This window comes from Clostridium prolinivorans, from assembly GCF_004011155.1.
GTDB classification, from domain to species: Bacteria; Bacillota; Clostridia; order Clostridiales; family Clostridiaceae; genus Clostridium_AT; species Clostridium_AT prolinivorans.
Window position 1 is genome coordinate 240,664 of sequence record NZ_RJWG01000002.1, and the last position, 12,824, is coordinate 253,487.

Genomic DNA, 12,824 nt, shown 5'->3' on the forward strand with positions numbered 1-12,824 from the left:
TACGATATAATAATATATAAGTCAATAAAAAATCCCATTTTATAGTATTTTAATGGGATTAAAATTTATATAATCTGCAGAAGTTAATATATATTCTATATCATCTATTTGCCCTTCAAAAACTTTTTTTAATGAAGGTCCATGAAGATGTCCATATATAACCTTATCTACTTTATACTCTTTAAAAATTTTAATAAATTCTGTTTCTTGAAATTTTTCATTTGTAGGAGGATAATGAAGCATTACTATATATTTTTTATATCCATCTTTCATTGCAGCATCTAAAGAAAGTCTTAATCTTATTAACTCTCTATTAAATATTTTTTCATCCCTTTGAGTAAAATTCTCTCCTCCAGGACATATCCATCCTCTTGTTCCACAAATAGCATAATTTTCATATAAAAAATAATTATTTTGTATAAATTTCATATCATCATAAAGAGAATTAAGCTTAGATATACTTTGCCACCAATAATCATGATTTCCTTTTATAAATATTTTTTTCCCTGGAAGATTGTGAATCCATTCTAAATCCTTTAGACCTTCTTCCATTTTCATAGACCAAGAAATATCTCCTGATACTAAAACAGTATCAGTGTCTGTAATTTTTTCTATCCAATTAGTTTTTATTTTTTCTTCATGTTTATACCAATGTTCTCCAAAAATATTCATAGGTTTATCCGTACTAAATGCCAAATGTAAATCAGATATAGCAAAAAGGCTCATAAATTTACTCCTTCTATTCTTTTTTGTCATTATCAATTATATATGCAATTATTTTAGCCACAGCATCATATAATTCAGAAGGTATTTCCGAACCTATATCTACATTAGTTAAAAGTTCTGCCATTTCTTTATTATATATTACAGGTACCTTGCTGTCTTTAGCTTTTTCTATAATTTTATCTGCAATATGTCCCATCCCTGCCGCTGTAACTATAGGTGCTTCATAAGTTTTATCATATTTTAAAGCTGCTGCTTTTTTTATATTTTTCATAACAACTCCACACATATTTCTTATTTTAAATTTCTTATTTAATATTTAAACTATTATATTTATTCCTTCTAAATAATTATCATTAAATATATCACTAAAATTTGAAATATTAACTTCAGTATTTCTTTTATCAAAATTTAAAGATACATTATAGCTTATATTTGATAAATTTTCTAATAATTTATCTTTTCTTGAATCTAAAATATGAATCCATTTTTCACCACATTTTATATCTATATGCATATTATTTTCTCTAACCTTAATATAAGCATCTACAATACCTATATAAGAAGTTTTCACACTAACAGCTATATTCACATTTTGAGAATCAATTTTTTTACCTGACTTTCTGTCATCTTTTATTAAAAGCTTACAATTGTATTCATATTTATTTAAATTTATAGGGACATTTAAATAATAATATTGACTGCTTATTGAGTTAAATACTTTAAAGTCATTAATATATTCTTTTACAATATCGCTTATTTTATTGAATTTATCATTATTATAACTTTCTATATCTTTTATAATATTTTGTATTGCATTTTTCATTTCTTCAGTTTTATTTTTTATCTGTTCTTTTACTAAAAAATCTAATTCTTTATATTTAATTTCTGATAGATTTTTTAATTCATTATTTAAAAAATCATTTTTATTATATATATAACTTTCTTCATATTTTAAATTTAAATTTTTAAGTTCTTTATATATAGTATTATCCTCTTTAGATAATTTTAAAAAACTTTTAATATTATCTTCATTTAAATCTATATTGTTTTCAATCATAGTAAATATATCATCAGTATTTAAATTTTTAAATTCTTTTAAAAATCCTTTTATTATTTTTTTTATATATTTACCATTTTCACTACTTAAGTCTATATTCTTACTTTTTATATACTTTTCTATAAACAATTCTTCTTTTTTATTATCATTTTCTATTTTATTTTTAAAATCTATTATACTCTTTATTTTAGATATATTTTCATTTGTAATAGGCATATTATGTTTAATCATTTTATTTAATATTTCATAATCTTCTTTATTAATATTTTCTTTATCATCAAAAATAAATTCTTTTATATAATTTTCTTTAATATTTTCCTTTTTCTTATTATCTGTTATTTTTACCTGAAGTTTCCCATCTTTAAAATTTTCTACTTGAAATTTCATCAATCCTTCTGGTATAAAATTTAGTGGTTTTTCAAATTTAGCAGGAATTTGCCATCCATTTGCAAGCTGTAATATAACTTCTTTATTAGAATCATTTGATTTAATTATTTTAGCTGGAAATATTTGACCAACTTCGAAAATAAGCTTATCAGAAATTTTTTTGGTATTTACATTATAAGCACTTATTATGCTGACTATACCTGCCATAATTTCACCACCTTTAATATATATATATTTAATTATCGTATAATTTATTTCAACCTTAATAATGCCAGCTATATGATAAATAAGTTTTTATCATAAAACTGGCATATTAATTCTATTATTCTATTGTTATTCTATTAAAATTCTTCTTTCCCCTTCTAACAATCATAGCTCCATCTTTAAAATATTCTTTTGTTATAATCATGTTAATATCTGTAACTTTTTCGTTATTTATACTTAATCCTCCCTGCTGTATAAGTCTTCTGCCTTCTCCCTTGGATGGAATTATTTTTGCTTCTAAAAGAATATCTAAAATATTAGAACCTAATTTATCACTATGTATTACTGTTGTAGGAACATTACTCATATCTCCACTACTAGAAAATAAAGCTTCAGCTGCAGATTGTGCTTTAATTGCTTCTTCTTCTCCATGAACAAGTTTTGTAACCTCAAAGGCAAGCACTTTTTTAGCTTCATTTATTTGAGCATCTTTAAGAGACCCTAACCTTTTAACTTCATCCATAGGAATAAAAGTTAAAAGAGCAAGACATTTTTCAACATCAGCGTCATCTACATTTCTCCAATATTGATAAAAATCATAAGGTGAAGTTTTTTCTTTGTCAAGCCATAATGCTCCATTTTCAGTTTTACCCATCTTTTTTCCTTCACTGTTAGTTAAAAGAGTACAAGTCATTGCATATGCAGGCTTATTTTCTTTTCTTCTTATTAAATCAGCTCCTGCCAGCATATTAGACCACTGATCATCTCCACCTAGCTGCATAATACAACCATATCTTCTATTTAATTCAAGAAAATCATATCCCTGCATAAGCATATAATTAAACTCTAAAAATGATAAGCCTTTTTCAAGTCTTTGTTTAAAACATTCTGCAGTAAGCATTCTATTTACTGAAAAATGAACACCTATTTCTCTTAAAAAATCAATATAATTTAAATTTAAAAGCCATTCTGCATTATTTACTAAAATTGCCTTACCATCGCTAAAATCTATAAATCTTTCCATCTGTTTTTTTATACACTCTACATTATGAGCAATTTCTTCTTTTGTAAGCATTTTTCTCATGTCAGTTTTACCAGATGGATCTCCTACCATAGCTGTTCCACCACCAAGTAATGCAATAGGCCTATGTCCAGCTCTCTGCATATGTGCCATCATCATCATAGCAATAAAATGTCCAACATGTAGACTATCTGCAGTTGGATCAAAACCTATATAAAATGTTATTTTTTCTTTTTCAAGAAGTTCTCTTATCTCGTTTTCATGGGTAAATTGTTTTAAAAACCCACGTTCTATTAATGTATCTAATACATTTCCCATAAAATCGTCTCCTTTATCATCCTTTGTTAAAAGCCCTTTCTTTTTAGTATATAGTTAAAACAATATTTTATCAATATTTTATTGTATTTTTAATTACAATTGATTTATATAATATCCTAATATACAATAATTTCTCTTGATAACTGTACAAAAATAATTAAAAAAGCACTAATAAAACTGGTGCTAATATTCTAAAAGATAAAAGCTGCACTAAAATTTAGTGCAGCTTTTTTAGCTTTATGCTACATATTTTTTTATAAATTCAGGTATTTCATTTTCTTCACTATTAATATTTATATAAAATTCAATATTATTTTCCTTGGATAATTTATCTAAATCAAAAAATAAATGTGCTGCATTACTTAAGTTTCCGCAGACAATATTAGACAATCCATCAATAAAAATGGTATCAATATCATAGTCTTCCGAAAGTATGCCGCACAAAAATCCATAAAAACAATTATAATCTTTTAATTTGTAATCTTCAGTTGAAATAAGCCTAACACTTCTATGAAGTTGAAATAAATTTCTTTTGTCATCATCAATAAAAACAATATGACCTTTAGAATTCAAAACCTTTTCATTTGCCATATTAATCAAAGCTTTTGTCTTTCCTGTACCTCTTTTTTGATAAAATACATGAATCACAATTGACCACCCCTCTAAATTATTTTTTAGGTGCTATTTCCTTCATTATATAATATTCAGAATATTTATTCAATATTCCTATTGTATAATATTTCTTAACAAATTGTTAACTTTTTACTTTATTGGGTCCAGGATAAATAACTTTGAAAAAATCTCCATTAATACTATTAATAAATTTTACATTACCTATATTTTTAAAAGCTATTTTCATTTTTGTAAAGCCTCTTTGAGCTTTTATAAATCTACTTTTGTCATCAAGAGCTAACAATTTTTCATATATCCACATATTCCTTCTTAAGTAATTATTTTCGCTTATATTTGTATTTTTAAGTAAAATGCCAGGACTAATAACACTTACATTTTCATTTCCAATTACAACTTCAATTTCTTTATTAAATATAGTGTAATCTCTATAAAAAACTGCATTTTTTATACCCTCATATACTGCTTCTATTGGATAATTTTCAGGTAATATTTTTTTTAAAATTATTTCACATTTATCTAATATGGATAGCAAATCACCATTTACTAATATAATTTCATTTTCTTTACTATTTATTTTGTTTATTATTCTTACTACATTGTGAGGAAGATATAAAAAATTAATTTTTGAAAAAACTAAAATACCTCCAAGGGTTACTACATATTTTTCTAAATCTTTATTAAATTTTATTATAGATGCATTTTCCATAAGAATAATTCTATTTTCTTCTTTTGATTCAATTCTATGAAATGAAAAATATTTATCTACAAGTTCTGTATCTATACAATCAATAGAGCTATTTATAATTGGACACAACTCAATATTTAATGATAAATTTTCCTGAAGGACTGAAGCTATTTCTTGCTTTCTCATTACATCTGTAGTTGAACCCCTTCTTATATAAAAAGCTCCATTTTCTTTTAATTGATATGGCTTTTGATCTCCATCATATATTGTAATCACGCCTAAAGTTTTTCCATTATAATAAATAGTTTCATATAGAATTGGTATAGGAGGTTCACATCTTGAACTTATAATCTGCATTATTTGTTCTTCTTTATAATCATTATCTTCTATTCCAATTATTTTCTTTGTTTTATCTTCAACACCAATTATAATATATCCTCTTCCACCTTTTGAATTTGCTATAGCACAAACATCTTTTGCTAATTCTTTTTTCCCGCTCTCTGTATTTAATTCCAATTTTTGTTTAAAATCTAATTTTAATCCTTCATTTTTATTAATTAAATATTTTAACTTCTTTTTATCCATAACCTACAACCTTATTCTTTATATATTATTGCTTTATTATATATTATATTATTATATACAAATAAAAGTACAGACAAATATTTAAATAATTATTTATATTTATTTATTTATATAAAACATAAATACTAAATATAGTTTATTAAAATAATAATTCAAAAAGTTAAAAAGCACAAGTTGTATTATTGTATTAATATCAACCTATGCTTTTTATTTGTTAATGTATTTATCTTACATTTAAATATACATTTAAATTTTTCTTTATATTATAAGCCTCATCAGAATTTGAAGTTATTATAAGGTGATTCCCTTTCAAATTAGTATTAAAATCTTGAAATCCTTCTGATTTTAGATGATTTTTTATATCATCAACACTTTCACTTTCAGCTATTAATGTTTTTCTTCCAACATAATCATTGTTTACATAAACTTCATAGCTATCATGATATAATTTCCCTCCATTATCAAAATCTCTTCTATTTATAAATATTGGGAAAAAGTTATTGTTACCTGAAGTAAAATTATTAAACATATTAAATCCTCCTTAATATAAAAATTTTATAATTATATTTTGATATAAATTTTTATGTTAATATTTATTATTTCTATATTTTTAAAATATATTAAGCTAAATAAAAAACCTCAGGACATCCTGAGGTTCTTTTTTATATGTTCTATTTTAGTCCTTGTTCGTAAGCTTCAATCATTTTTTTAACCATTTGTCCGCCTACTGATCCAGCTTCTCTAGCAGTTAAATCTCCATTGTAACCTTCTTTAAGATTAACACCAACTTCTGATGCAGCTTCCATTTTAAATCTGTTTAATCCTTCTTTAGCTTGTGGAACTAAAGTTTTGTTATTATTATTTGCCATAAAAAATTCCTCCTTAATTTAAATTTTTTCTTGTCCTATGGTTGTAATATAAGTATATGTCAAATATAAATAACTATCCTATGAAACTAAAGGATGAAATGATATAATTATGGATTATATGGTATTATAAGGAATAAAAATAAAATAAAAAAAAGACCTTTCAAAATTTGAAAAGTCTTTTTAGTGGTGCGCCCAACAGGAGTTGAACCTGCGACCGTTGGATTCGAAGTCCACCACTCTATCCAGCTGAGCTATGGGCGCTTAAATAAGCCAAAAATAAAAAAATGGAGCGGGTGAAGGGAATCGAACCCTCGTAGCCAGCTTGGAAGGCTGGAACTCTACCATTGAGTTACACCCGCATATTGGAGCGGAAGACGGGATTCGAACCCGCAACTTTCACCTTGGCAAGGTGACACTCTACCATTGAGTTACACCCGCGTATTGGAGCGGAAGACGGGATTCGAACCCGCAACTTTCACCTTGGCAAGGTGACACTCTACCATTGAGTCACTCCCGCAAAATTTGGTGCAGATGAAGGGAGTCGAACCCCCACGCCGTTGGCGCTAGATCCTAAGTCTAGTGCGTCTGCCAATTCCGCCACATCTGCATATATTTTGGTGGCTCACCGGGGAATCGAACCCCGGACACCATGATTAAAAGTCATGTGCTCTACCGACTGAGCTAGTGAACCATCTTTGGCTGGGATGGCAGGATTCGAACCTACGAATACAGGAGTCAAAGTCCTGTGCCTTACCGCTTGGCGACATCCCATTATCACTTATGGGGTGAATGATGGGACTCGAACCCACGACACCCAGAGCCACAATCTGGTGCTCTACCAACTGAACTACATTCACCATTTTGGTGCACCATCAGGGACTCGAACCCGGGGCCCACTGATTAAGAGTCAGTTGCTCTACCAACTGAGCTAATGGTGCATAATTGGTGCGACTTAAGGGATTTGAACCCCTGGCCCACTGCTTAGAAGGCAGTTGCTCTATCCAACTGAGCTAAAGCCGCATATTTGGAGCGGGTGAAGGGAATCGAACCCTCGTAGCCAGCTTGGAAGGCTGGAACTCTACCATTGAGTTACACCCGCATGTAAAATAAAAAAAGTTATTTCTAACTTTTTTGGTCGGGGTGACAGGGATTGAACCTGCGACCTCATGGTCCCAAACCACGCGCGCTCCCATCTGCGCCACACCCCGTTATCGTGGAAGTTATTGCCGAACTCCCGACGACATAGATTATTCTACACGATATATTTAAATTCGTCAATAGTTATTTTAAATTTTTTTGTTATAGTTTTTTCAAATTTACATCTATTTTATTATTCTCAATTGTTAAGATTGCTATACTTTTACAAAAATCACGTGGAAGAGAAGCACTTCCAGGATTTATAAACCATATTCCTTTTTCATATTCCACAAGTGATTCATGTGTATGCCCAAATAAAACTATGTCTGCTTCTAATTCTTCTGCTCTATATTTTAAATTTGTAAGCCCATATTTTACATTATATTTATGTCCATGAGTAATAAATATTTTTTTACCTTCTATTTCTTCTAATATTTCTACAGGTACAGAAGTTACAAAATCACAATTTCCTCTTACATTGATAATTTTACCATTAAATCCATCTTTAAGAATATTTACATCATCTACATTATCTCCAAGATGTATTATTATATCTATATTTTTTACTATATTTTTCAATTTTTTTAATTCGTATGTATTTCTGTGAGTATCACTTATTACTGCTATTTGCATTTAATACTTCCCTACCTTTTATTTTATTTATAATACTTTCTTAATTCTTCTTGTAATTTTCTAAGTGCTTTAGCTCTATGACTTACTGAATTTTTCTCTTCTTCACTCATTTGAGCAAAAGTTTTATTTAATTTAGGAAAATAAAATAATGGGTCGTATCCAAAACCTTTCTCCCCTGCAGGTTCTTCTTTTATATATCCTTCAACTTCTCCTTGAACTTTTATAACGGTATTTTCATCTATAATAAGTACAATAGCACTTATAAATTTTGCTTTTCTTTCATCAAAAGATTTGCCTTTAAGAAGTGATAACAACTTTTTATTATTTTTTTCATCATTTCCATGTTCTCCTGCAAATCTTGCAGAATAAACTCCAGGAGCTCCTCCTAAAGCATCAACTGAAAGTCCTGAATCATCAGATAAAACCATACAGTCTTTTTTAATTTTAAATATTTCACTTGCTTTTTTATATGCATTTTCTATAAATGTAGTCCCATCTTCTTCTATATCTATGTTAATTCCTGCTTCTTTTAATGAAATTATATCTATAGGAAACTCAGATAAAATAGCTTTTATTTCTTTAATTTTATGTTCATTATTACTTGCAATTATAAGTTTCTTCATTTATTCTCACCAGTCCCTATCCATAAACAATCTGTTTTTAAAATATCCTTTTGTATCTGAATAATTTGTTTTATACCTTTTTCTCCTAAAGCAAGAAGTTCATCCAAGTCTTTTCTTGAAAAAGGGCTTTCTTCTCCTGTACCTTGAATTTCAATAAACTCTCCTTCATCAGTCATAACTATATTCATATCTACTTTAGCATTAGAGTCTTCTAAATAACATAGATCTAATAATTTCATATCTTTAATAATTCCTACACTAACAGCACTTACAAAATTTCTAATAGGATAAACATCAAAAGGTTTTTCTCTATGAAGCTTATTTACAGCATCTACCAAAGCCACAAATGCACCTGTTATAGAAGAAGTCCTTGTACCTCCATCAGCTTGTATAACATCACAGTCTATCCATATAGTTTTTTCTCCTATAGCTTTTAAATCTACAACGGATCTAAGTGCTCTTCCTATAAGCCTTTGTATTTCCATAGTTCTTCCATCTATTTTTAATTTAGATATATCTCTTAATTTTCTAACTTGCGTAGAACGTGGAAGCATGCTGTATTCGCAAGTAATCCAGCCCTCTCCCTTACCTTTTAAAAATGGTGGAACTTTATCTTCTATAGAAGCAGTACATATTACCTTTGTGTCCCCTACTTCAATAAGTACAGATCCTTCTGCATGTTTTATGTAATTCCTAGTTATTTTAACAGGCCTTAACTGATCATTTTTTCTTCCATCTATACGCATTTTTTCCTCCTTTAAAATTCATAGACTATAATTATATATTAATCATTATATACCAAACTTATTAATTTTTTCGTTTATAATAAATAATTCATCTCTTTCTGGAGGTTCAACCTCAATTTCAACATTGTTTTCTACAAGTATACCTTTTTCTTTAGTAACTTTACCTATTATAGAAGCGTTAATTCCATTTTCTTTAAATTTTTCTATAAGAGCTGCACCATCTTTAGTTGTAATAAGCATACTTCCTGAAGATATCAATCTTAAAGGATTTACATCAAATTTATTACATATTTTATAAGTTGAAGTACTTATAGGCATTTTTTCTTTATAAACTTTAAATCCTACTAAACTAGCCTTTGCCATTTCCCAAAGAGCACCAAGTACTCCCCCTTCAGTTATATCATGCATAGAATTTACCCCAAACTTACCAGCTATAACTCCTTCTTTTACTACACTTATCTTATTAATATATTCTTTAACTTCTATAATTTCTTTAAAAGACAATAGATCCTTTATGTATTCAAAATAATCATTTACTACTATATATGTGCCCTCCATACCTATGGATTTAGTTACTATAATATCATCTCCAATTTTAGCTCCTGATGTAGAAATAGCTGTATTATTTTTACCCTTACCAATTGCAGTACATGAAACTATAATTTTATTAACAGCTTTAGTTATTTCAGTATGTCCTCCTAATATTTCTACATTTAATTTTTTTGTTTCTTCGTCTATCTCTTTCATAATTGAATCAATTTGTTCAATATCTGTTCCCTCTGGAGCAAGTATTGTTACAAGTATTCCTAATGGTTCTATACCTGTTGAAGCTATATCATTGCAATTTATATGAACTGCTAATTTGCCTATATTTCTTTCAGTACCAGTTATAGGATCTGTAGATAATGCACATTCATAATCTCCAAAATCTATTATACTGCAATCTTCACCTATACCAGGTCTTACCTTAACTTCTTTTCTATTAACACTTCTATTATTTTTTATAATTTTATTTAAATCATCCCAGTTTAATTTACCTGATTTCATAAAAATCTCCTTTCTTATAAAGCGGACAAGCACAATTTTAAAACTCACTTCATATTATTTATATAAGGATTAATTTTTTGGTGGTGTATATTTTGAATTATATAGGACCTTTTCTAAGAATAAACTCTTTAAAAAGTAACCAAGTTGAAAAACAACTATTTTATCTTTCAAAAGAAGCTATAAAGTACTTAACTTTAACCTCTAGATGCGGTATAACTATTCCTCAAAGTGAATTAAAAAGCAGAAACTTTCCTAATATTGATAATAACATAATTAACTCTATTTCTCCACTTTTGTGTATATACAAAAAGGCTCATCCTAAACTTATAAGCATTGGTAATAATCTTTGCTTTGATGAAGATGCTTTAAAAAAAGAAATAAATATTGAAAGTAATGGATTTATGACTTTATGTTTACTTGAACTTATAGAGTATTATAATCAATTTAAAGATATAGATAATAAAAAATACTCTTTAAGTAATTTATACTTAATATTATGCAAAAGGCAGTTGGAATTTTATGCAACTAATTTTAGGAACATAGAAGGAGTATTTGTAGATAAAAAGAATGTATCTCATAACTTAAATTCTGATTTTAAATTTGAAGAAAAAAATAAAAAATTCAAATATTCTGATCAGGCTATTCAAATGACAGCTTTTTATAAATATTCCTTATTTGATAAAACTAAATGTGGAGAAGAATATAGAAACTTTTCAATGGATATTTTAAAAATGTTTTTAGAATATAAAGATGAATTGTACCTTTGCTCTAGAGAAGAACTTATAAAGTTATGTTTCGCTTTTAATGTGTTTTATAAATATTCAAATATTCCAGAAGTAAAAATACTTCTTCTGGATTTAATGGAATTTTTAATTGAAGATAATGATTTTTCAAGTAAATCAGATATTAAAATAGAAGAAATCTGTTTAACATTGATAAACTCTATTCTTTTTTATAAAAGTACAAATATACTTAAATTTAAAGACATAAGTGAAGAAATATTTAAAGTTTTATTAGATATGTACGATCCCGAACTTGGAATATTTATAAAACCTTGTGAAAAAAAAGAAATATCTTATGGATGTTTAGAAATTTTGTCTTATCTTATTTCTATGTTATGTTATAATAATTTAATTGAAAAAAGCAAAGACAGCGATATGATTATAATAGATATTTTTAAACGTCAGATTATAGATTCAGAACTTATTTTAAGCTGGCCTCAAAGTCCTAATTTAGATGATGTAGAAAGGTACGAAAATTTTTCTGCAAAAGCTGAAAATTTACTTGATGAACAATTTTTTAGAATGTCTTTTGTTCCAAGCCCTGAAATTTGTGAACTTCCTCCAATTTTTATAAAAAATATTACTTATAATAAGAAAAAAGGCAGTTTCTCTCAAGGCAAAACTACTTTTGATAGTTCTAAAAATTTATTTATATTTTTTCTTATAATTTATATTACTAAAATATTTAACGAAAATAATTTATAAGTTTATATTATACAAATATTTAGTGGTTTTAACATTTAAACACTAATTTTACGTAACATAAAAAACACTATTAAGAACAAACTATAAATAATTAAAAATAATATAGATAAGTGGAGTGATGCTGTTATGACAAACATAAGCTGTTTGGAAAACTGTACCTATTGTGTAAACGGGAAATGCTCACTTAATTATATTTCAACTTCAACAAATTTATTAAATCTTACAAATAATTGTCCTTATTTTGTTTTAAAAGAATCTATAAATAAAGCAGGAGTATTGCAAAATAAAATCTAGTTTATAATTAAATCTACAATAAATATGTTTTCTAAACTTATGCTGTGCATAATCTATTTTGCACAGCATAGTATTTTTTTATTTTGTTAGATATTATGATTATCTGTAAATTTCAATATCCTCATAACTGTATTGTAATTGTAGTTCATTCTTTCTGTTTAATACAAATGTGCTCATTTTTTCAATTCTATTCTCATTTTATCATTTTTACTTTGATTTATTTACTTAAAGCTCCCTTCCATCAAGCAAGCTAACTATTATCTTCTCACCTTCACACATCATCATCTTCTCTACCAATCTAAAATACATATCAACATCAAAATTCTCTAACAATTATGCATCAGCTAAAATTTCCATAAACTTTTTGCCTGC

At 27.0% G+C, this 12,824-nt stretch carries 14 protein-coding genes and 12 tRNA genes; 2 read left to right on the top strand and 24 right to left on the bottom strand.

The window, feature by feature from the left end:
• Positions 1 to 39: 39 nt before the first annotated feature.
• The 24 genes from EGD97_RS03820 to EGD97_RS03935 form a co-directional block, all read right to left on the bottom strand.
• Positions 40 to 726, bottom strand: coding sequence for a metallophosphoesterase (locus EGD97_RS03820; protein ID WP_078682498.1), 687 nt, complete (start codon positions 724 to 726; stop codon positions 40 to 42).
• A gap of 13 nt (positions 727 to 739) precedes the next feature.
• Positions 740 to 997 carry an EscU/YscU/HrcU family type III secretion system export apparatus switch protein gene (locus EGD97_RS03825; RefSeq protein ID WP_127836520.1) on the bottom strand — a complete coding sequence of 86 codons (258 nt, stop codon included), beginning with the start codon at positions 995 to 997 and terminating at the stop codon, positions 740 to 742.
• Positions 998 to 1,042: 45 nt separating this feature from the next.
• Positions 1,043 to 2,377: a hypothetical protein gene (locus EGD97_RS03830; RefSeq protein WP_127836521.1), complete on the bottom strand. Its 1,335-nt coding sequence runs from the start codon at positions 2,375 to 2,377 to the stop codon at positions 1,043 to 1,045.
• A 115-nt stretch (positions 2,378 to 2,492) separates the two neighbouring features.
• A complete protein-coding gene (gene tyrS / locus EGD97_RS03835) occupies positions 2,493 to 3,713 on the bottom strand; it encodes a tyrosine--tRNA ligase (protein WP_127836522.1) in 1,221 nt (406 codons plus the stop codon).
• A gap of 237 nt (positions 3,714 to 3,950) precedes the next feature.
• Positions 3,951 to 4,361, bottom strand: coding sequence for a hypothetical protein (locus tag EGD97_RS03840; RefSeq protein WP_078682502.1), 411 nt, complete (start codon positions 4,359 to 4,361; stop codon positions 3,951 to 3,953).
• Between the two features lie 106 nt (positions 4,362 to 4,467).
• Positions 4,468 to 5,616: an AlbA family DNA-binding domain-containing protein gene (locus EGD97_RS03845; RefSeq protein WP_078682503.1), complete on the bottom strand. Its 1,149-nt coding sequence runs from the start codon at positions 5,614 to 5,616 to the stop codon at positions 4,468 to 4,470.
• A gap of 223 nt (positions 5,617 to 5,839) precedes the next feature.
• Entirely contained in the window at positions 5,840 to 6,145 is a 306-nt protein-coding gene (locus EGD97_RS03850) for a hypothetical protein (protein WP_078682504.1), read from the bottom strand.
• Positions 6,146 to 6,287: 142 nt separating this feature from the next.
• Positions 6,288 to 6,485, bottom strand: coding sequence for an alpha/beta-type small acid-soluble spore protein (locus EGD97_RS03855; RefSeq protein ID WP_127836523.1), 198 nt, complete (start codon positions 6,483 to 6,485; stop codon positions 6,288 to 6,290).
• A gap of 184 nt (positions 6,486 to 6,669) precedes the next feature.
• Positions 6,670 to 6,746: transfer RNA gene (locus EGD97_RS03860), tRNA-Arg, on the bottom strand.
• A gap of 24 nt (positions 6,747 to 6,770) precedes the next feature.
• A tRNA-Gly gene (locus tag EGD97_RS03865) sits at positions 6,771 to 6,844 on the bottom strand.
• Positions 6,845 to 6,848: 4 nt separating this feature from the next.
• Positions 6,849 to 6,923 (bottom strand) — tRNA-Gly (locus EGD97_RS03870).
• Between the two features lie 4 nt (positions 6,924 to 6,927).
• Positions 6,928 to 7,002 (bottom strand) — tRNA-Gly (locus EGD97_RS03875).
• Positions 7,003 to 7,008: 6 nt separating this feature from the next.
• Positions 7,009 to 7,092, bottom strand: a tRNA-Leu gene (locus tag EGD97_RS03880).
• Between the two features lie 8 nt (positions 7,093 to 7,100).
• Positions 7,101 to 7,176: transfer RNA gene (locus tag EGD97_RS03885), tRNA-Lys, on the bottom strand.
• 5 nt (positions 7,177 to 7,181) lie between these two features.
• A tRNA-Gln gene (locus EGD97_RS03890) sits at positions 7,182 to 7,256 on the bottom strand.
• A gap of 10 nt (positions 7,257 to 7,266) precedes the next feature.
• Positions 7,267 to 7,342, bottom strand: a tRNA-His gene (locus EGD97_RS03895).
• Positions 7,343 to 7,347: 5 nt separating this feature from the next.
• Positions 7,348 to 7,423: transfer RNA gene (locus EGD97_RS03900), tRNA-Lys, on the bottom strand.
• A gap of 5 nt (positions 7,424 to 7,428) precedes the next feature.
• Positions 7,429 to 7,505 (bottom strand) — tRNA-Arg (locus EGD97_RS03905).
• Positions 7,506 to 7,510: 5 nt separating this feature from the next.
• Positions 7,511 to 7,584, bottom strand: a tRNA-Gly gene (locus EGD97_RS03910).
• A gap of 33 nt (positions 7,585 to 7,617) precedes the next feature.
• A tRNA-Pro gene (locus EGD97_RS03915) sits at positions 7,618 to 7,693 on the bottom strand.
• 91 nt (positions 7,694 to 7,784) lie between these two features.
• Complete coding sequence (locus EGD97_RS03920) at positions 7,785 to 8,255, bottom strand: metallophosphoesterase (RefSeq protein WP_078681992.1); 471 nt, start codon at positions 8,253 to 8,255, stop codon at positions 7,785 to 7,787.
• A gap of 23 nt (positions 8,256 to 8,278) precedes the next feature.
• Positions 8,279 to 8,878: an XTP/dITP diphosphatase gene (locus EGD97_RS03925; RefSeq protein WP_078681993.1), complete on the bottom strand. Its 600-nt coding sequence runs from the start codon at positions 8,876 to 8,878 to the stop codon at positions 8,279 to 8,281.
• Positions 8,875 to 9,624 carry a ribonuclease PH gene (rph, locus tag EGD97_RS03930; RefSeq protein WP_078681994.1) on the bottom strand — a complete coding sequence of 250 codons (750 nt, stop codon included), beginning with the start codon at positions 9,622 to 9,624 and terminating at the stop codon, positions 8,875 to 8,877. The genes EGD97_RS03925 and rph overlap by 4 nt, the downstream gene beginning before the upstream one ends.
• Positions 9,625 to 9,669: 45 nt before the next feature.
• Positions 9,670 to 10,671: an AIR synthase family protein gene (locus EGD97_RS03935; protein WP_078681995.1), complete on the bottom strand. Its 1,002-nt coding sequence runs from the start codon at positions 10,669 to 10,671 to the stop codon at positions 9,670 to 9,672.
• A gap of 83 nt (positions 10,672 to 10,754) precedes the next feature.
• Here EGD97_RS03935 and EGD97_RS03940 point away from each other — a divergent pair, with 83 nt between their 5' ends.
• Positions 10,755 to 12,158 carry a hypothetical protein gene (locus EGD97_RS03940; RefSeq protein ID WP_228201967.1) on the top strand — a complete coding sequence of 468 codons (1,404 nt, stop codon included), beginning with the start codon at positions 10,755 to 10,757 and terminating at the stop codon, positions 12,156 to 12,158.
• A 126-nt stretch (positions 12,159 to 12,284) separates the two neighbouring features.
• On the top strand, positions 12,285 to 12,452 hold the full coding sequence (locus EGD97_RS03945) for a hydroxymyristoyl-ACP dehydratase (protein WP_127836524.1): 168 nt from the start codon (positions 12,285 to 12,287) through the stop codon (positions 12,450 to 12,452).
• The last annotated feature ends 372 nt before the right edge of the window (positions 12,453 to 12,824 follow it).

Bases quoted from the DNA above. Each gene is read 5' to 3' on its own strand.
- EGD97_RS03820 (WP_078682498.1), bottom strand. From the start codon at position 726: ATGAGCCTTTTTGCTATATCTGATTTACATTTGGCATTTAGTACGGAT.
- EGD97_RS03825 (WP_127836520.1), bottom strand. From the start codon at position 997: ATGAAAAATATAAAAAAAGCAGCAGCTTTAAAATATGATAAAACTTAT.
- EGD97_RS03830 (WP_127836521.1), bottom strand. From the start codon at position 2,377: ATGGCAGGTATAGTCAGCATAATAAGTGCTTATAATGTAAATACCAAA.
- tyrS (WP_127836522.1), bottom strand. From the start codon at position 3,713: ATGGGAAATGTATTAGATACATTAATAGAACGTGGGTTTTTAAAACAA.
- EGD97_RS03845 (WP_078682503.1), bottom strand. From the start codon at position 5,616: ATGGATAAAAAGAAGTTAAAATATTTAATTAATAAAAATGAAGGATTA.
- EGD97_RS03850 (WP_078682504.1), bottom strand. From the start codon at position 6,145: ATGTTTAATAATTTTACTTCAGGTAACAATAACTTTTTCCCAATATTT.
- EGD97_RS03855 (WP_127836523.1), bottom strand. From the start codon at position 6,485: ATGGCAAATAATAATAACAAAACTTTAGTTCCACAAGCTAAAGAAGGA.
- EGD97_RS03920 (WP_078681992.1), bottom strand. From the start codon at position 8,255: ATGCAAATAGCAGTAATAAGTGATACTCACAGAAATACATACGAATTA.
- EGD97_RS03925 (WP_078681993.1), bottom strand. From the start codon at position 8,878: ATGAAGAAACTTATAATTGCAAGTAATAATGAACATAAAATTAAAGAA.
- rph (WP_078681994.1), bottom strand. From the start codon at position 9,624: ATGCGTATAGATGGAAGAAAAAATGATCAGTTAAGGCCTGTTAAAATA.
- EGD97_RS03935 (WP_078681995.1), bottom strand. From the start codon at position 10,671: ATGAAATCAGGTAAATTAAACTGGGATGATTTAAATAAAATTATAAAA.
- EGD97_RS03945 (WP_127836524.1), top strand. From the start codon at position 12,285: ATGACAAACATAAGCTGTTTGGAAAACTGTACCTATTGTGTAAACGGG.